The organism is Pedobacter glucosidilyticus DSM 23534, from assembly GCF_000425145.1.
Lineage (GTDB): Bacteria > Bacteroidota > Bacteroidia > Sphingobacteriales > Sphingobacteriaceae > Pseudopedobacter > Pseudopedobacter glucosidilyticus.
The window spans coordinates 85,091-104,071 of the sequence record NZ_AULF01000017.1; the positions used below are offsets into that span (position 1 = coordinate 85,091).

Annotated in this window: 21 protein-coding genes; all 21 read left to right on the forward strand. The window is 32.1% G+C overall.

Annotated elements, in window-relative coordinates; translation table 11 throughout:
- The 21 genes from H510_RS0107470 (at window position 1) to H510_RS0107575 (ending at window position 18,248) form a co-directional block, all read left to right on the forward strand.
- Entirely contained in the window at window positions 1-912 is a 912-nt protein-coding gene (locus tag H510_RS0107470; protein WP_036692234.1) for a glycosyltransferase family 2 protein, read from the forward strand.
- Window positions 913-931: 19 nt separating this feature from the next.
- Window positions 932-2,080 carry a glycosyltransferase family 4 protein gene (locus tag H510_RS0107475; protein ID WP_155977887.1) on the forward strand — a complete coding sequence of 383 codons (1,149 nt, stop codon included), beginning with the start codon at window positions 932-934 and terminating at the stop codon, window positions 2,078-2,080.
- Window positions 2,081-2,085: 5 nt separating this feature from the next.
- Window positions 2,086-3,030, forward strand: coding sequence for a glycosyltransferase family 2 protein (locus H510_RS18440; RefSeq protein WP_051291103.1), 945 nt, complete (start codon window positions 2,086-2,088; stop codon window positions 3,028-3,030).
- On the forward strand, window positions 3,021-3,992 hold the full coding sequence (locus tag H510_RS0107485) for a glycosyltransferase family 2 protein (protein ID WP_026903757.1): 972 nt from the start codon (window positions 3,021-3,023) through the stop codon (window positions 3,990-3,992). The genes H510_RS18440 and H510_RS0107485 overlap by 10 nt, the downstream gene beginning before the upstream one ends.
- A 20-nt stretch (window positions 3,993-4,012) precedes the next feature.
- A complete protein-coding gene (locus H510_RS19540; protein WP_051291104.1) occupies window positions 4,013-4,948 on the forward strand; it encodes a glycosyltransferase family 2 protein in 936 nt (311 codons plus the stop codon).
- A gap of 115 nt (window positions 4,949-5,063) precedes the next feature.
- Window positions 5,064-5,498 carry an acyltransferase gene (locus tag H510_RS0107495; protein WP_051291105.1) on the forward strand — a complete coding sequence of 145 codons (435 nt, stop codon included), beginning with the start codon at window positions 5,064-5,066 and terminating at the stop codon, window positions 5,496-5,498.
- Window positions 5,499-6,461, forward strand: coding sequence for a glycosyltransferase family 2 protein (locus H510_RS19545; RefSeq protein ID WP_026903759.1), 963 nt, complete (start codon window positions 5,499-5,501; stop codon window positions 6,459-6,461).
- Window positions 6,454-7,509, forward strand: a complete 1,056-nt coding sequence (locus H510_RS0107505) for a glycosyltransferase family protein (RefSeq protein WP_026903760.1) — start codon at window positions 6,454-6,456, stop codon at window positions 7,507-7,509. The genes H510_RS19545 and H510_RS0107505 overlap by 8 nt, the downstream gene beginning before the upstream one ends.
- The gene (locus H510_RS0107510; protein ID WP_026903761.1) at window positions 7,506-8,378 is read left to right on the forward strand and encodes a glycosyltransferase family 2 protein; all 873 of its coding nucleotides are present in this window, start codon (window positions 7,506-7,508) and stop codon (window positions 8,376-8,378) included. The genes H510_RS0107505 and H510_RS0107510 overlap by 4 nt, the downstream gene beginning before the upstream one ends.
- Window positions 8,375-9,190: an FkbM family methyltransferase gene (locus tag H510_RS19550; protein WP_051291106.1), complete on the forward strand. Its 816-nt coding sequence runs from the start codon at window positions 8,375-8,377 to the stop codon at window positions 9,188-9,190. Before H510_RS0107510 ends, H510_RS19550 begins: the two co-directional genes overlap by 4 nt.
- Window positions 9,187-10,206 (forward strand): glycosyltransferase family 4 protein, encoded by a 1,020-nt coding sequence (locus H510_RS0107520; RefSeq protein ID WP_026903762.1) that lies wholly within the window; start codon window positions 9,187-9,189, stop codon window positions 10,204-10,206. Before H510_RS19550 ends, H510_RS0107520 begins: the two co-directional genes overlap by 4 nt.
- Window positions 10,194-11,447, forward strand: coding sequence for a hypothetical protein (locus tag H510_RS0107525; protein ID WP_026903763.1), 1,254 nt, complete (start codon window positions 10,194-10,196; stop codon window positions 11,445-11,447). Before H510_RS0107520 ends, H510_RS0107525 begins: the two co-directional genes overlap by 13 nt.
- Window positions 11,404-12,633: a glycosyltransferase family 4 protein gene (locus H510_RS0107530; protein WP_026903764.1), complete on the forward strand. Its 1,230-nt coding sequence runs from the start codon at window positions 11,404-11,406 to the stop codon at window positions 12,631-12,633. The genes H510_RS0107525 and H510_RS0107530 overlap by 44 nt, the downstream gene beginning before the upstream one ends.
- Before the next feature lie 3 nt (window positions 12,634-12,636).
- Window positions 12,637-13,734, forward strand: coding sequence for a glycosyltransferase family 4 protein (locus tag H510_RS0107535; RefSeq protein WP_026903765.1), 1,098 nt, complete (start codon window positions 12,637-12,639; stop codon window positions 13,732-13,734).
- Window positions 13,735-13,740: 6 nt separating this feature from the next.
- Window positions 13,741-15,363 carry a glycosyltransferase gene (locus H510_RS0107540; protein WP_026903766.1) on the forward strand — a complete coding sequence of 541 codons (1,623 nt, stop codon included), beginning with the start codon at window positions 13,741-13,743 and terminating at the stop codon, window positions 15,361-15,363.
- Between the two features lie 49 nt (window positions 15,364-15,412).
- Complete coding sequence (locus H510_RS0107545; RefSeq protein ID WP_026903767.1) at window positions 15,413-15,667, forward strand: hypothetical protein; 255 nt, start codon at window positions 15,413-15,415, stop codon at window positions 15,665-15,667.
- On the forward strand, window positions 15,667-15,891 hold the full coding sequence (locus tag H510_RS20670) for a hypothetical protein (protein ID WP_026903768.1): 225 nt from the start codon (window positions 15,667-15,669) through the stop codon (window positions 15,889-15,891). The genes H510_RS0107545 and H510_RS20670 overlap by 1 nt, the downstream gene beginning before the upstream one ends.
- Window positions 15,892-15,897: 6 nt before the next feature.
- Window positions 15,898-16,296 (forward strand): zeta toxin family protein, encoded by a 399-nt coding sequence (locus H510_RS20675; protein ID WP_081659225.1) that lies wholly within the window; start codon window positions 15,898-15,900, stop codon window positions 16,294-16,296.
- Window positions 16,297-16,299: 3 nt separating this feature from the next.
- The gene (locus tag H510_RS0107565; protein WP_036692239.1) at window positions 16,300-17,157 is read left to right on the forward strand and encodes a glycosyltransferase family 2 protein; all 858 of its coding nucleotides are present in this window, start codon (window positions 16,300-16,302) and stop codon (window positions 17,155-17,157) included.
- Window positions 17,147-17,716, forward strand: coding sequence for an exosortase/archaeosortase family protein (locus tag H510_RS0107570; RefSeq protein WP_162143068.1), 570 nt, complete (start codon window positions 17,147-17,149; stop codon window positions 17,714-17,716). Before H510_RS0107565 ends, H510_RS0107570 begins: the two co-directional genes overlap by 11 nt.
- Window positions 17,694-18,248, forward strand: coding sequence for a WcaF family extracellular polysaccharide biosynthesis acetyltransferase (locus tag H510_RS0107575; RefSeq protein ID WP_081659227.1), 555 nt, complete (start codon window positions 17,694-17,696; stop codon window positions 18,246-18,248). The genes H510_RS0107570 and H510_RS0107575 overlap by 23 nt, the downstream gene beginning before the upstream one ends.
- The last annotated feature ends 733 nt before the right edge of the window (window positions 18,249-18,981 follow it).

An 18,981-nucleotide genomic window follows, 5' to 3' on the forward strand; every position in this document is an offset into this window, starting at 1 on the left:
ATGAAAGTAGCTACAATAATAGTTACCTATAATGGAGAACAATGGATTGAAAGATGTATTAATAGCCTTATTAAATCTTCAAAAAAAACTGAAATAATAGTCATAGATAATGGATCAAAAGACAATACACTAAATATAATAAAAGATAAATGCCCTTCGGTAAAATTATTAGAGAAAAAAGAAAATTTAGGTTTCGGAGCTGCCAATAATTTAGGGATACTATATGCTCTTAATTCTAATATGGATTATGTATTTCTACTTAATCAAGATGCTTGGGTACATCCAGATACTATTGAAGTTTTAATATCTACGAGTTATAAAGATAAATCCTTTGGAATTTTAAGTCCAATTCACTTAAATGGTAAAGGAACTGCGCTAGATAAAAATTTTTCTCATCATATTAATTCCGAAGATTGCCCGGGTCTTCTTTCTGATTTTATATTGAATCATAATAATTTAAAAGACATCTATCCAATTAAATTTACTAATGCAGCCGCTTGGTTAGTAACAAGAGAATGCTTAGAAATAGTTGGAGGCTTTAACCCTTCTTTTTTCCACTATGGAGAAGATAATAATTATGTTCATAGAGTTCATTTTCATAATCTAAAGGTTGGTATAATCCCTACAGTATTTATAAATCATGACAGAGAATATAGAGATAATAACGAGTACTTTAATGATATAAATAATTATAAACGTTCAATTATAGAAAAAACATCAAATCCCAATCTACCCTTTTCAATTACTAAAGAGACTAAACACCTGATTTTTATATGCTTAAAAAGCATATTTTTTAAAAGAAAAACATTTAAAATATCTCTACAGAAACTTATTTTTTTAACGAAATTAGATAACAAAACTCTAGCCTTAAATTTAAAAAAATCAAAAGGAAAAAAAGCTTTTCTAAATTAGTTAATAGCTCAATCTAAACTTGCCTTCAAACGAAATAATTATCTTCGCTCATTACACATCATTATATGGTGCTAACCTGTCATTATTAACTTTTTTAAAAAACACCTCTATTAGTTCAACTAGTTTTATGGTTATTTTACCTAACAAAGGAGAAATGAGCCTTGAGTTAGAAAAGCTTAATATTAAATATATATATCATTGGTACCCACTTAATGTCAACAGTTCTGAGTATAATTTTTACATAAGATTTAAAAGTGCTATTAAAAAAATTACATATATTTTTCAACTATATAAACTAATTAAAAATATAAAGCCTCGACTGATATACAGTAATAGCTCTGTTCTTTACTACGGATTTTTCATTTCTAAACTGCTTAGAATACCACATATATGGCACTTACGAGAGTTTGGAACTCTTGACTACCAACTTACACCAGATTTTGGGTTCAATTTTCAAAAAAAACTTTTAAGTATAAATACATTTAATATTGCCATATCACAATCAATAGCGCAACATTATAACTTAAAAAATAAGAATAGTGAAACAGTTTATAATGGAGTAGTGAAGGAAGATGAATTAACAAAAAAGTTTGAATTCAGTAACTTTAAAACAGACCTCAATTATGGTGTAGTAGGTGTTATTGTACCTTATAAAAATCAATTAGAGATTATTAAAGCTTTTCATTTACTACTAGAGAGCAAAGATAAGAGCTTCAAAAATTGTAAATTATATTTAATCGGTGAAGGATCTGGTGAGTATTACGAAACCATCCTTCAATATATAAACTCACAACGATTAGGAGAAAATATTATATTAACTGGTCATATTAAAGAAACTAAAAAAATTTATGCTTTATTTGATATTTTAATAAATGGCAGTATATACGAAGGTTTCGGTAGAGTAACGGTTGAAGCCATGAGCTATGGAAAAATCCCTATAGGTTATAATCATAGTGGAAATGCTGAATTAATAGAAAACGAAGTAACAGGTTTACTATTTAACGACTTCAATGCACTATATTTTATTTTATTAAAAATATCTTCTGATAGAAAATATCTTAAAGAATTACAAATAAAGATGAGGAATAGTTTTAAAAAAGAATTTACAATAGAACATTATTGTAAATCACTAGATAATATCTTTAGTAAGTATATAACTACCAACTAATATTTATGTTAGAAATAAATCGTTGGCCTTGGACATATGAATCTAATGAAGACTTATACACTTCTAGAACATATTGGCCCAAAATTTCAATAGTTACACCAAGCTTTAATCAGGGACAATATATTGAAGAAACCATCCTGTCAGTTCTAAATCAAGGCTATCCCAATTTAGAATATATTATTATTGACGGGGGAAGTACAGATAATACTGTTCATATTTTAAAAAAATATCAAGATAAAATCACATACTGGGTAAGTGAAACCGATAGAGGGCAAAGCCATGCTTTAAATAAAGGTTTCAGTAAAGCTACTGGTGAAATACTTGCCTATTTAAACAGTGATGATTGTTATTATCCTAAAACATTATTTGAGGTAGCAAATTCTTTTCTAGAAGAAGACAGTAACAGAGACTTGCTATTTATAGGGAACTGCTATTGGGCTGATAATTTTGATGATATTGACGGAAAATTAGATTCTCCAAATTTCCCAAAAGATTTAAAAGCAGCATTATTAAAAAAAATGATAGCACCGCAAGCTAGTATGTTTTGGACAATGACACATCACGACTTAAAATTCTACGAACAACTTCGATTTTGTATGGATTTTGAATTTTGGCTTCAATTGATAAAGAACAATTATAAAGTAATTCGTATAAATGAATTATTCTCTTTATTTAGACAACATCAAGAAGCGAAAACTCATACTATTGAAAATGTTATGTGGGCAGAGTTAATTGGTGTAACTAATATCTATAAAAGCTATTTAGATGGAAAAGGTGCTTTAGATATCACTAAGGCTAATTTACAAATTGAAATAAATGAATTCTATAAAAGTTTTTGTAAAAACAATAGCGGTAAAATTAGATTAATTGAGAGACTCTTATCCTTGAAAAACTCTGGCTTACCTTGGAAACAAAAATTAAAATATATCATTAAAGACTTATGGAGTTAAATAACTTTCCTTTAGTTTCTATCATCATACCTATCTATAATGCAGAGCCTTTTTTACAGGATACATTAGAGTGTGCAATTAACCAAGTATACAAAAAAATTGAGCTTATCCTTATTGATGACCACTCAACCGACAAAAGTTGGAGCATTGCTTATAAATATCAAAGCTTACATTCAAATATAATTCTTAAAAGGAATAAAGGAAAAGGAGCTGCGGCAGCTAGAAATTATGGTTTTCAATTATCTAAAGGAGAATTTATACAATATTTAGATGCTGATGATGTTATTTCTCCCGAAAAAATTGCTTCTCAAATTGATTTTATCAAACAAAATGAAATTACAAGCAGAGCACTTATTGGATGCTATTGGCAGCGATTTTCTAATTCAATAGACTATAAAATTGGTCCTATTAATCCATGTTTAAACAAATTAAGCTATTCTGAAGAAGAATGGTTACTTTCTAGAACTGAGATGCCTCCTATTACTTGGCTAGTTCATAGAACTCTTATAAGTGAAACTAGTGGTTGGAATGAAAGTTTAACAAGAAATGATGATGGAGATTTCTTTTATCGTATAATTTCTAAAACTGACCAAGTAGTTATTATACCAAAAGTTTTAAGCTTTTATAGAAATCATAATTTGCCTAGTTTATCAAAATCTGGAAATCAAGCTCATTTATATTCCTGGTATATTTCTGCATTAACATATAAAAATATAGTTACCGAAAAATATGGTATTAAAGGCAGAGAAGCTTCAGATAAATTCTTTTACTATCTCTATTTTAAAATGCTCCTAAGAGATGAAAACATAGCACAGCTTTGTAAAAAAGAGCTCTATAATAAAAAAGCTAATCATGAAATAGGTGATCGTTTTGTTCAAAAGCTTTCTTATTATATTAGCTTAAAAAATGCAAAAAGAATAAGGTTTATGATTAATCGTTTAAGAGGCTTACCCCCTTTCTAAATAAAGCAAATTTTGATTTTATGATTTCTATTATAATACCTGTCTATAACTCTGAAAAATTCATCAAAGAAACAATAGATTCTATAATCTGTCAGTCTTATCAAAATTGGGAATGCCTAATCATTGATGATCATAGCCAAGACAATACTTTAGAAATTGTTGAGCCTTATCTTAACTATAAAATTAAATTAATAAAAAATAAAGGCAATGGTGCATGTGCTGCAAGAAATACAGGGATAGAGTTTTCAAAAGGTCAATACATAAAATTTCTAGATTCTGATGATAGTTTGTATTATGAACACACATTAATGGAACAAATTAATTATCTAGAAAAATCAAACTCTGACTTAGTGTTTGGCAAAGAGTATTATTTTATTGACACTTTTCAGCTAACTAATTTATTAAAAATTAGAGGGGGAGCTATCGTGTCTAACAAACCATCTACTTTTACAAAAAATTTCCCAATAACATCTAATTTTTTGATCAAAAAAAAAATAATATCCAATCATAAATGGGATGAAGATTTAAAGCATGGTCAAGAATTTTTACTATTATTTCAGCTATACATTTTGGATTATAAGTTTAGCTTTATTACTTGTAATCATAGTTGTAGAATAAGAATTCATAATTCAGTAAGTAGAATTTCTAATTCTTCAAGTTTTGAAAAAGCAAATAGTTCTTTAGAAGTTTTAAAAAAATTGACTAGTTTAATTTCTTTTAAAAATGAATCTTCATTAATAAAAGTGATTAAATATTTAATATTAAAAGATTCAATGGAAGCTTTTAATTCGAAAAATCATCATGCCTTTAAAGGTATTCAATCTTTGCTAAAAAATAATATTTATAAAAACGAACTACTAGACCCCTTTCAAGAAATTATTATTATTGTTAGCAATTACAACCCTTATATTGCTAACAAATTATATAAAGCTGGCAAAAAACTGAAGTTAATATAAAATGAGCAGATATCATTACAGAGCTTTATTAGGAGAATTAAGATTATATCTATGTAATCACTTTGTAAATAAAATTCCATCTCATACTATTAGATTATGGTATTATAGAAGGATTATGAAATTCCAAATAGGTAAAAAATCGTTTATTAACCTTGGATGTAAATTTAATTGTAAAGGTAATTTTTATTTAGGAGACTTCTCAGTCATCAATCAGGGCTCTCATTTAGATAATAGAGGAATTATATTTATAGGTAATAATGTATCAATAGGTCCTCAAGTAAAAATTATTACAGCAGATCATGACTTATTTTCAGAAAATTGTGTTGGTAGGCAAAAAAAAATTGAAATAGATGATTATGTTTTTATTGGCTATAATGCGACCTTAATAGGAAATGCTAAAATGTCAAAAGGCAGTGCATTAGGCGCAAGTAGTCTTTTGAATAGACCTGTAGAACCTTATTGTTTATTTGTAGGTAATCCAGCTGTTAAAAAGAAAATTCGACCGAGTAACTTAAACTATAAGATGGACTACAATAGACTATTTCAATAAATGAGTAAAAATATCTTAGTTAGCGTTATAATACCCTATTACAATAATGAAAACGTAATTGAAGACACCCTATTCTCTTTAGAAAATCAAGTATATAAAAATATTGAGATCATTATTATAGATGATAACTCCGTATTAAAACTGCCTTCTTTAAAAAAATTCAAGCATTTAAATATTTTATATAAAAAAAATAAAGAAAACTTAGGGGCATCAGTATCCCGTAATATAGGACTGAGTTACGCAAAAGGGGAGTTAATTCAATATTTAGATGCAGATGATATAATTTCAGCAAATAAGATTTCAAAACAAGTTGAAGCTATTAACTACAAGCTTGATAGCATTGCATTTGGAGATTGGTGCTATTTTGAAGCTTTAGAAGACTTAGAAAATATTAATAATCAAAATAAATATTTCAAAAAACAATTTATTTCATGTGACTATTTGTATGAGTTAAACAATTATTTCGATAGAATGATGCCTATACATAGTTATTTAATTCCTAAAAAAATCATAGACAAATCCACAGGTTGGGATGAAACAATTACTTTAGGGGATGATGGTGAATTTATGAATAGAATCATTCCATTTGCTAATGAATTGATTTACACACCAAATTGTTATTCTTTTTACAGAAGAGGTAATATACAATCCTTAAGCCACAGAAGAGACTTTAAATCAACGATATCAAGTCTAAAATGTACCGAATCTTATGAAAAAGTAATTAAGACCTTTTATCCAAAAAATAATAATTTGATTGAATCTATCATTTATAGGTATACTTTAAATTATCACATTTTCTTTGATGATAAAATCAATGGTTTATTTATTAAAAACAAAGTTAAAAATGAATATAAATCTAAGTTTTCATTTATTGGTTCTAAACGTTCAATATGGTTACAAAAAGTTTTAGGGTTGCACAATTATTTAGTATTCAAAAAACTGCTAAAGAAATACTTTGGTTAATAAATCGATTTTAATTATCTCTCCACAATACCCATCTGCTATAAATGGCTTGGGAGATTACAGTGCTATTTTAGGAAGCTACCTTGAAAAAAGATTTCATGTTATTTATGCTGGTTTAGCGCAACGAGAGCCTGTTGAGGTTTCTCCTTATGTGTATTTCTCTTCATGGCATGTTTTGACAGACATTCTAATTAAATATGATATAGATTGTGTTTTTTTAAACTATGTAAACTTCGCCTATCAACGTAAAGGCTTACCCTTTAAACTTTTAAAAGAACTAGAACAACTTAAAATAAAAGGATATAAACTTTGCATTTTTTTCCATGAACTGAATGCGAGTTCTTATAAGCCTTGGCAATTGGTATTTTGGACCAAGCCCTTACAGCAATATATTTATAAGAGCTTACTCAATATTGCAGATATAGCATTTTGCAGCAATGAAAGAGTAAGAAAAATTTTAGCTAAGCATCAGCATCCAAATCTTTATAAAAAGGCTATTTATGCCAATATACCGGAACCATCAGAATCAATTGTATTTAATCAAAGAGGTAAAAGTGCTATTGTTTTTGGCACCTTAAACAGAAGAAAAAAAGTTTATGAAAACACTGAAGAACTAAATGCTTTTATTAGAAGTAGAAATATTCAGGAGATTGTGGACATAGGGCCTGGAGATGCAAGTTTAGCTATGCAACAGTTGAGCTGCTACAAACGCATTTTGGGAAAATTAAGTGCTTTAGAAATTGCTCAAGAATTCTGTAAACATACTTGGGCTTTGATAGACTACCCTCCATCTTTGATAGAGAAATCGGGTATATTTGCGGCTTATGCAGCTTATGGTTTGGTTACCTACAACACGGACTTTTCTGATCACATCATCCAAGATTTTATAGATGGAAAACATTATTTAAGTAAATATAGTTTGGATCATCCCTTATGTGATGATGTAACCCTCAGTAAAAACATACAGTTATGGTATGAAGAGCATAGTCAGGCAAACCATAGCCATTTTATCCAAGAAAAAATAGAACAAATCTTAGCTACCTCATGATTTCCTTATTGATTACCAACTATAATACCTGGGAGCTTACAGAAAGATGTATCCGTTCTGTAGAGCATGCGGACCCTTCACAAGTGATTCAAGAGATTCTTGTGGTAGATGATTGCTCGACACAAGGCGCTCCCACATATATCCAAGAACACGACTTGGTAAAGCTCGTTAGAAATGAAAATAATTTAGGTTATGTTAAAAGTGTAAATAAAGCCTTTGCTGAAGCTACACAACCCATTTGCTTATTACTGGATTCTGATGCCTATTTAATGAGTGATGTTGCCTTAATTCCTCAGATGTTTGAAGAACAAAAAGGTTTAGGAATATTAGGCTTTCATTTGGTAGATGAGCATGGAAAATCTACTGGAAGAGGTGGACCAGAACCAGATGTTTGGAGTTTGGTACTAGGGCAACAATTAGAAAGAAGCTTTAGGAAATTATTTCCAAAAAGAAGCAAGTATATCACCCTTTACTCCTGTGGTATAGCCATTAGGAAAAAAGCTTTTGAAGCTATTGGTGGCTTTGATGAAAGTTTTGATTTTTTGGATGCCGACCATGATTTTAGTATGAGGATGAATAGAAAGGGATGGCAAATAGCTATTTGTGATGATATTGCTATTTTTCATAAAGGAGGAGGCAGCCCACAGCTAACGTCTAAAAGAGTGATTAGATTTTATGAAAATAGAACCAAATTGTTAGCTAAACATAGAAAGCTTGTATTTAGGCAGATAAGTTTAGGTTTAACCCTTTTAAGGTTATATTTAGAACTGATTATTGTATTTTTTTTTAGCAAAAGCGTAACCCATGAAGATAAAAAAGCTGGTAGAATTGGCGCTATAAACATCATAAAAGATTATTTGAGAAAATGAAAAACATCCTTATAAATATTTTATCGAGACCTAGGTTTTATCCATTATTAATAAAACTTCAAAAATTAACATTTCACTTACTTAATAAGACTAGTGTAACACAATATGGACCTGAAGAAACTGGAGAAAAAGGTGCTTTAGAATTTTTCTTAGAAAGTGCCAAAACAAAAAATGAGTTGATGGTATTTGACGTTGGTGCTAATTATGGCAAATACAGTAAGATGTTGCAAAAGCTCTTATTTAAACATCATAAAGATTTTCAAATTCATTTATTTGAACCCTCATTAGCATGTTATCAATTCTTAATAACAGAGTTTAAAAACACTCCAAACATCATCCTAAATCAACTAGGCGCATCAAATTTTAATGGTTTGGCAAACTTATATTTTAGCTTTGATGGTTCAGCTAGTTCTAGTCTATCTACGGAGGTTCCTCATATTCAAAGCATTCATAATATATCTACGCAACAACAAGAAATACAAATTACTACGATAGATGAATATTGTATTAAAAATAATATACATCATATTGACCTTATAAAAATTGACGTAGAAGGCTTTGAATTACATGTGCTTGAAGGCTGCAAAAATATGCTAGAAAAAAGAGCAATACATGCGATACAGATTGAGATAGGTGCAGCCTCTATTATCACTAAACAGTTTTTATTCGATTTCTGGGAATTATTAAACAAAGACTTTGAATTTTACAATATTTTAAAACATGGCTTAGTACCCATAAAAAAGTATAGTACAAATCTTGAATGTTTTTATGGAGCTGCTAATATCTTTCTCATTAACAAAAACTTAGCGTGAGGATTCTTTTTTACTGCGCCTCCTACTATCCTAAAACTGGAGGTTTAGAAACCGTAGCACAAATTCTGGCAGAAGGCTTATGTAAAAAAGGATATGAAGTTTATATCATTACCACAACGGATTTAAATAACCATCAAGAACTAAAAGCTGATTACACCCTATTAAGGAAACCAACTGCATTAGAATTCTGGAGTGCTTATAAAAAATGTGATTTATTTATACATCATAACGTAAGCTTAAAAGGAATTTGGCCTTTATTACTTTTTCCTAAAAAATGGATGGTTATCCATCATCTTACTTATTTTAGTAGGGATGGTACATTAAAACCATTGGAATGGCTAAAAAGAAATTTAAGCAGATTGGCTATTAATATTTCTTGTTCACATTTTGTAAATAGTACCTTACCTAAAAAAGGACATGTTGTTTGGAATCCTTATGATGATAAAACATTCTATAACCAACACCTACAAAGGAAAGATAAAAGTTTCATTTTTGTTGGACGCTTAGTTTCAGATAAAGGCTGCGATATTCTTATAGAAGCTTTTGCAAAGCTCATAGTTGAACATCCTGACGCTACTTTAACGATTGTTGGTGATGGGCCAGATAAACCTAAGCTTTTAGCTTTGGTAAATAAACACGATTTACAGGATAAGGTCTCTTTCACAGGTATTTTAAAGGGCGATAAACTCGCAGCTAAATTGAATGAATACCAAATAGCTGTTATACCTTCTATATGGCAAGAGCCTTTTGGTGTAGTTGCCTTAGAGGTTATTGCCTGTGGCTGTATACCCGTTTATAGTAATAAAGGAGGTTTAACTGAAGCTTGTGGAGGTTTAGGTATTGCTTTTGATTCTGACAACAAAACTGATTTGGTGCAAAAAATGATAAATGAGATAGAAAATTATCAAGAGTATCATTATACTTTTGAATCATCCTATGAGCAACATTTAAGAAATTATTCACAGAGAGTGGTTATAGATCGGTATTATAAATTGATAGAAAATTGTTTAAACTAGATTTCAATAAAGGATTACTCCTTTTGCTGATTATCACTACCTTATCTGGAGCTTTGAGAAAATGGCTAGGCTTGCCTTCTGCTTTGAATAATATTTTTGTAGGTTTAATCTTATTGATACCTACACTACTTATTTTTATTAAGCCAGATTATAAACATGAGCAATCTTCAAAGGGAATATTTAATATTTATATATTTCTCTTAATCATTTTTGCCGTTAATCCTCTGAATCATACCCTATATCATGGTTTATTCGGAATAATGGTTCATCTTCTTTTTTTTGGCATTTTATGGGCCTATCAAAAAAACAAAGAATTCTTTTTAAGCGAAAAATTCATTTCTACTTCATTAATTTTATTTGCTATACAAATTATTATCGGTAGTATACAGTATAGCTCTCCTGGCGATGGCTTCATCAATAGGTATGCTGTAGATGAAGAGTCTACAGCTGGTGCAGCATTAGTGGGAGATGCTGTAAGAGTTACCGGAACCTTTAGCTACATTGCTGGCTATGGCGCCTTTATATTCTTAGCTTTATTTGCTAGCTTTTATTTGATAAAAAAAGAAATTTACCCCAAGTATAATTTTCTCATCCTCATTAGCGTATTTTATGGCTCCTTATTGAGTGGATCAAGAGGTACTGTTGGTTTTGTTGGCTTAACCATTATCATGTTCTTTTTATTTGAAACAAAGTCTTTTTTTAATAGCAAAGCTATATTCAATACTTTTATCGCTGGCGTTATTTTTTTGTTTGCTAATACTCTGTTTGGAGACCCTATTGATATTTATGACCGGGTGGAAAGAAGTTATGATAATTTTATGCTAAGATTTGAGAATAGTAGTGAGGAAGGAGAGAGTCGTTTAACAGAAGATATTTATGAAGCATTTGATGGAAAATATGAATATGGTTTAACTGGAATAGGTTTAGGTTCAACTTATCAGGGTGCAAATATTTTATTTGGTCAATCACCGCAAGCTGCTAGCATCTTTTATGAAGGTGAGCTTTTCAGAACAGTTATTGAAGGAGGTTATCTACTTCTATTATTAAGATTTATATTACTATTTGTATTAATTAAAAAATTGAACTTTAGTGTCGGCTTTAAAGTCTATCTATTTTTAATTATCAGCTTGTATTGTTCAATTGTATTTAATATCTACGGTGCTATATTCTTGGCAATGGGTTTAATCTTACTAAGCCATGCCAGAGAACCTGAAACTACAAAAATTGAACAAAACACCTAAACATATCATCTTCATCCATCCTGGTGTTCAACACACTTACAGAACGGCCAATGCTTTAGCAAGATACTTCCCTGATGCTCGTATCAGTTTATATAGTTGGTTTCTACTAAAAAAAGATAGCCTCTTTTCAAATTTATCTTTCTTTAAAAAAAGGGTAAAACCCATTGTAAAAAGTGTTAAAGTTCATCACTATCCATACTTTGAGCTGCTATTGTTGTTGCATCTTAAATTGTATCAAATTTTGGGTATTAACAAAGGGCATACCCCACGCTACCAATGGCAGGTGCTTTTTGCTTGGTTTTTATTACCTATGGTTTACAGAAAGCGTAAAAACTGCATCTTGGTACTTACGGAAACTGCCGCCTGGCCATTAGCTAAATTTGCTAAGCGTTGGAATATTACGGTCATTATGGATTTTCCTTCTATCAGCCATGAAGCTGCTGAAGAAGCTGGAATTACAGAAAAGGCTTATGGCAAAAAAATAAAAACTTTAGAGAGGCAGTTTATAGACTATGGTATTAATTGCTCGGAATTTGCCAAAAAGACCTATTTAAATAAAACGAGTGCTGTAAAACATCAAGCCATTTGGTTAGGTACAGATTTTAAAGAATCTGTTGGGGAAGCCTCTATTAACCACAAAAATAATTTAAACATAGCTTGTATAGCAAATACCGAAAAAAGAAAAGGTTTGGATATTTTACTTTCTGCTTTTGAAAAATTAGAACATCCTCATAAAAGACTTTACCTTATAGGGAGGATTAGTAAGACATGGGTAGAAGCGTTTACAAAACAACGAGGAATAAACCTAAAAGATGTCATTTTTACAGGGCCATTATCGCAACAAAACTTAGCCTCTTATTTGAAACAAGAAAATATTGATTTACATATTTTACCTAGTAGGTTTGACTCTTTTGGTATGGTAGTTCCAGAAACCATGGCTTTAGGAATACCCAACATTTTATCCCCTTATGTGGGTGCTGGAGAAATGATTCATCATCAAAAGAATGGTTATCTTATGGAGGCTTTAGATGAAAATAGTTTATTAGCTTGCATATCACATTTTGTAGCTTTAAACGATGAAGAGCGATTAGGGCTAATCAAACAAGTTAGACAACAGGCACAAAGTATGCGCTGGGAAGATTATGACCAACGAATTTACAATTTCTTTAAACCTTTGCTTTCTTAAATCATGAAAATTGCTTTCATTGTTAATCATCCAACGCAGTTTGAAGTTCCTTTTTATCAATGGGTTCATCAACATGATATTGAAAACAAGCTTATCGTATTTTATTTAAAAAATCAGGATAAACTTCACTACGATAGAGAGTTAAAAAAAGAAATCAGTTGGGGCTTTGATTTATACGAGGGTTATCCCTTTTATTTTTTAGATGCAAGGCATGCCTTAACATCTTTTGAAAATTATCTAGAAAAATTAGATTTTGATTTGGTCATTATTAATGGTTATAAAAATCAATATCAGGGATTTTATGAGCTTTGCAAAAAGAAAGGAATAAAGACTGCGCTAAAGCTAGATACCGTTTTGTTTAATTTGAAATGGTGGCAAATTATCTTGAGACAACTCTTATTGAGACCTATCTACCATCAATACGATAAGCTATTTATTACAGGCAAAGTAAGTGAAGCTTATTTATTAAAAATGGGTGTGCCTTTGAGCAAAATACATACTTTCTCTTATTGTACAGACAACGATTTATTTGGAAGGTCTCATCCATTGAAAAATGAATTGATAGCAAAACATCAAATACAAGATAAAAAGGTAATCTTATCTGTAGCAAAGTTTATGAAAAGAGAAAGCCCTTGGGATATATTGAAAGCTTTTGCTCTACTTAACAATTCAAGATATTGCTTAATTCTTATAGGTGATGGGGAAGAAAGAGAAAAGCTTGAGAATTTCGCTAAATCATACCCTCACTTAACTATTATTTTTACTGGCTATGTTAATTATATTGAGCTTCCTGCTTATTATCAATTGAGTGACACCTTTATTCATGCAGCTCAAGATGAACCCTGGGGGGTATCAGTACAGGAAGCATTGGCAGGCGGATGTACCGTAGTTTGCTCTGATAAAGTGGGTGCAGCCAAAGATTTGATTGAACATAACCTGAATGGATTTACTTATACTTTTGGTCATCCTGAGGAATTAAAAACTGCTATTGAAGCGTCATTCCATATAAATCCTTCTCTAAAATCACTCAAGAATAAAGAAGTGTTGGGTAAATGGAGTTATGCTACTATGTGGTCTAATATTTTAGAGAGTATTACCTAATCATCCATGAAAATCCTCCATATTACAGCATCCTATAAACCAGCATACGTTTACGGTGGACCGGTGATGTCTGTAGCGAAGTTGTGTGAGGAAGTTCAGGCTGAAAGCGAAAGGCTGAAAGCGGAAAGCGAAAGGCTGAAGGCTGAAAGCCGGAGAGAAGATGTTGGGAATCAGAAGACCGGGGACGGAAGACCGCGGGATAATCGTGGTATAGATGTAAATTTGATGACTATAAGTCCGAAGACCGAAGACCGCAGTCTGACGACTCATAACTCAGAGCACACCACTGACAACTTGCAACCGAGAACTATAAGTCCGAAGACCGCGGATCGCAGTCTGGCAACTGATAACTCAGAACTCACCACTGACAACTTGCAACCGAGAACTATAAGTCCGAAGACCGCGGACCGTGGACTGGGGAGTGATAGCGAAACGTTTTTAGAAAATGAGGGCTTCGACTCTGCTCAGCCGGACAAAATGATAGTTTCTGTATATACTACTTTAGCTAATGGGAAAGAGGAACTACCCTACCAGAATGGGGAAACTAAAATGGTAGATGGTGTTGAGGTTACCTATTTTAAACGCATCACCAAAGATCATAGTCACCTCTCTCCTGCCCTTTTATGGCATTTATGGAAAACTGTTAAGCAATTTGATGTGGTGCATATTCATGCCTGGTGGAATTTGGTTAGCATGCCTGCTTGCTTGATTGCTTTATGTAGAGGCGTGAAGGTAGTTTTAAGCCCAAGAGGCACCCTCAGCTTATACTCTTTTGAAAAAGATAAAAGTTTATTGAAAAAGGTATTTCATCAATTATTGGGGAAACATTTGTTAAATGCCTGTTATTTTCATACCACCAGCGCTAAAGAAGCCATAGATACGCAAGCTTTATTAAAACCCAAGACTATTTTTAATATTCCAAATTTTGTGAACCTCCCCTGGGAGAAAAGCTTCATTAAAAAGGAAAAAAATGACGGCGTTCTAAAATTGATATTCTTATCTCGTATCGAAGAAAAAAAAGGGCTTGAGCTGTTGTTTAAAGTTTTGAAAACGCTAGATTTTGCCTGGGAATTAAGTATTGTTGGAGAAGGTGAAGTGGGATATGTGGAAAGGTTGAAGTTGGAAGGAGACGGAGGGCCAAAGACTGGAGACCGAGGACCAAAGACCGAAGACCGAGGTCCGAGGTCCGAAGACGGAAGACTGGGTGGAGAGCGGCAGGAAATTGTGAGTGAAGACGGAATTCGTGGGAAGGAATTGACTAAGCGTATCCATTGGTTAGGGCCTGTGTATGGGGATGAGAAATTTGATTTAATGGCAGCGCATGATGTTTTCATTTTGCCTTCTTATGATGAGAACTTCGCCAATGTGGTGATTGAAAGTTTATATACGGGAACACCTGTGGCGATTACAGAAAATGTGGGCTTAAGTGATTATGTCAAAGAAAAAAACTTAGGATGGGTTTGTAAGAGAGAAGCTGCTGATTTAAAGACCAGCTTACAAAAAGCTTATCAAGATATCTTAAACAAAAAAATGCAGCCTGAAAGATTGCAATACACCATTAGAAACGACTTTAAAGAAAGAAATATCTTGAAACATTATCAGGCGATGTATATGGATTTATCTATTTAAATACTGAAATTAAGAATTTATTTTTGTATTTTTAAAAATAATTTCGACCATGAATAGCATCATTTCATTAGTAAAAATTGGTAATCAAGCGGTAAGAAAGCATAGAGAGCAGAAACTCAATTCTGGCAAACCATTTATGATTAATTCCCCAGAACTTCCAGATAAACAATCCTATTTAGAATATCCAAACCATAGTATCAAATTAGTTTCTCTTTCTTCAGATGGTAAAACTTTAAAGGTGATTAAAGAGCTTTCACTTCATGAGGCTGAAACATTAAGGAAAAAATTAGGCTTAAGCATTTAATGCCCCATCTTTACATCATTACAGGATCTAATGGAGCAGGTAAATCTACCGTCGGTCCTGCATATTTACCAAAAGAAATTACAGATCATCATATTATATTTGACGGAGATTTAATATTCACACAAAAGCTAAAAGAACTATTCCCAAAATTTACTAAATCTCCGAAAGAAGCTCGAAATATTGCTAGAGATTTTGTTATAAATTCATTTGATGATGCCATTTAAAAAGCCATTACCCATAAAACCGACTTCGTTTATGAAGGGCACTTTACAAATGATGCTACTTGGGATATTCCTAAACGTTTTAAAAATGAAGGTTATCAAATACACATGATTTTTCTTGGCTTAAAAAATCAAAATCTTTCACAACTTAGAGTGACAGACAGAGTTTCTGAAGGAGGTCATTATGTGAATAAAAGTACGATTGATGCTAATTTTACAGGAAATCTAGAAAAGTTAGATAAGTACTTTTCTCTTATGGATGAGCTTATTATTATAGATAGTTCTGAAATAGATCATAAACTTTTATTATCTCTTCAATATCATAAAATCACTTATGCTGTCAATAAAGAAGAATTACCTCTCTGGTTTATACAATATTTACCTCAAATAACTTCGCTACTTAAGTAAATTATGCTTGATTATCCAGTTCCTATCAGTATCATCATCTTAACCTTTAACGAGGAAAAGAATATTAAAGCTTGTATGGAGAGCGCTTTGAACTTTGCAGAGGAAATATTTGTTGTGGATTCTGGTTCTACCGATGCTACTTTGTCTATCTTAGAAAATTATCCTGTACAGGTTGTTCAGCATCCTTTTGAAAATTATAGTCAACAACGAAACTGGGCCATTCAGCACTTACCTATTAAAACCCAATGGGTTTTGAATATGGATGCGGACCATCGGTTAACAGAAGAATTTAGAACAGAGGTTAGCGCTTTATTTAGCAAGCCTATTGCCGATGATATCCATGGTTTTTTGGCGAGTAGGAAAACCATTTTCATGAACAAATGGATTAAATATGGCGGACACTACCCTACCTATCATGCAGTGCTGTTTAGGAAGGATAAGGGTTTATGTGAAGAAAAACTCTACGACCAACATTTTAAAGTGGAAGGTAAAACGCAAAAGCTTAAAGGGGATATCATTGATTTAATTACCGAATCTCTAAGTACTTTTACTTTAAGACACGATAAATGGTCTAATTTAGAAGCTTTTGAACAGTTTCATCCGCCACAGCATGGTGCTGTTATTAAAGGCTCTTTACAACATGATAATCCTATAGCAAGAAGAAGGTACATGAAAAATTTATATGAGCGCTTCCCATTATTTGTAAGGCCTTTCGTATATTTCTTTATCAGGTATTTTTTAAGGTTAGGTTTTTTGGATGGCAAAGAGGGCTTGATATTTCATTTTTTACAATGTTTTTGGTTTAGATTTTTGATTGATGCTAAAATCTATGAGCTTAAGAAACAACAAGATGGACATTAATCAAAAACTAGTAAAATTTGTATGGAGTCTGCTGCTGCTTTATTTTGCTTTAGACTATTTTTTCGAGTTTTGGATAGGTATCTGCGCTCCGGGAGGTTTATATTGGGCTTTTGCTGATCAGCATCTAAACTTTATTGCCTGGTATAGGTATTTTTTGATCTCAGGCTCGCAAGTGATTGCTTCCCTATGGGGTATTAAAAGTATTAGTAATGCTACTGCGATGCTCTTGATTGGGTATGGTGGGGTTAAAATTGTTTATAGCTGTTTGGGTTATGGTATCATCAGTTTATTGATTGCTTTTGGTATTGCAGTGCCTGATAAGCGCATCAAAAACAGGATACTGTTTATCCTGAGTAGTATTTTGCTATTTTCCTTGTTTAATATGTTGAGGTTATTTGTAGTAGCTTTTTACGCTAAGAAAGTTGCTGGTATGCAGATAGACCATCACGATGTTTTCAACTGGATATGCTATATCATTATTTTTATAGGGATGTATTTTTGGATGAACACCAAGAATGTCCATAACAGTAAAGCACATGTTGGAGAAAGTACAACTTAGAAAAAAATTTGATACAGGTAAGTTTGACCATGGAGCTTCTCTGCTTAAACAAGTCCTTTGGTATTTTTGTAGTTCCTTGTTTTTTAGATCGGGTCTTATCCCTTTTAGTGTTGTTTTAGTGGCTTTATTAAGACTTTTTGGAGCTAAAATAGGAAAAGATGTTCGTATTAAACCTTATATCCATATTAAGTTCCCTTGGAAATTAACTTTAGGAAACCATTCTTGGTTGGCCGAATGCTTTATTGAAAACTTGGATGATGTGTATATTGGAGCGAATTGTTGCGTTTCTCAAGGCGCTATGTTGATGACTGGTAATCATGATTATAAAAGCAAAAATTTTGATTTACTGACCCAGCCTATCATCCTAGAAGATGGTGTATGGATTGGTGCCAGAGCTATAGTTTGCCCCGGTGTTACCTGTAAAAGTCATGCCGTTTTGAGTATGGCTTCTGTAGCGCATCACGATTTAGAAGCTTATAGCATTTATCAGGGTGCCCCGGCTGTGAAGGTAAGGGAAAGGGTGGTGGGTTAGTTTGTTAGTTGGTTAGGTGGTTAGTTGGTTGGGTGGTTTTTGAAAGTAGAAAGTACTGAGTACAGAGTACTGAGTACAGAGCAGAAAGTAGAAAGTAGAAAGTAGAAAGTATAGGGTATAAGGATTGTACGTTCTTGAATATATTGATGCATATATACAATTAGGATAAGGTTGTCAAATCACCATTTTGTGTCAGGGAGCAGAGTTGAAGTGTCTCCAATCAACATTTTGTGTCAGGCTGAGCGGAGTCGAAGCCTTTTCTTTCCTTCGACTTCGCTACCATTGACTTTTTTTATAAAAATCTGATTATCAGAGTTATTGAGTTTTATAAAAAACGTCATTTCATATTGATTTATATGAAATATATTAGACCTCAGGATGACAAACGACTCCGCTCAAGATGACAAACGACTCCGCTCAGGATAACAAATAAACCATCGCTTTGTCATCGCGAACGTAGTGAAGCTATCTCTTCATGCAAGGCTATCCTACAATCCCTTCAAACAGGTTATAAAAGAGACTGCCACGTTCCTCGCAGTGACAAACTAGGCGGTGATAAACTAGGCGAACGCAGTGAAGCTATCTCTTCACACAAGGCTCTTACACAGTATGGTAAAGAAAAGGTTGTCTCCAATCAACATTTTGTGTCAGGCTGAGCGGAGTCGAAGCTCTTACTTATCCTTCGACTCCGCTACCATTGACGTTTTTAATAACATATTAATTTTCAATCAAT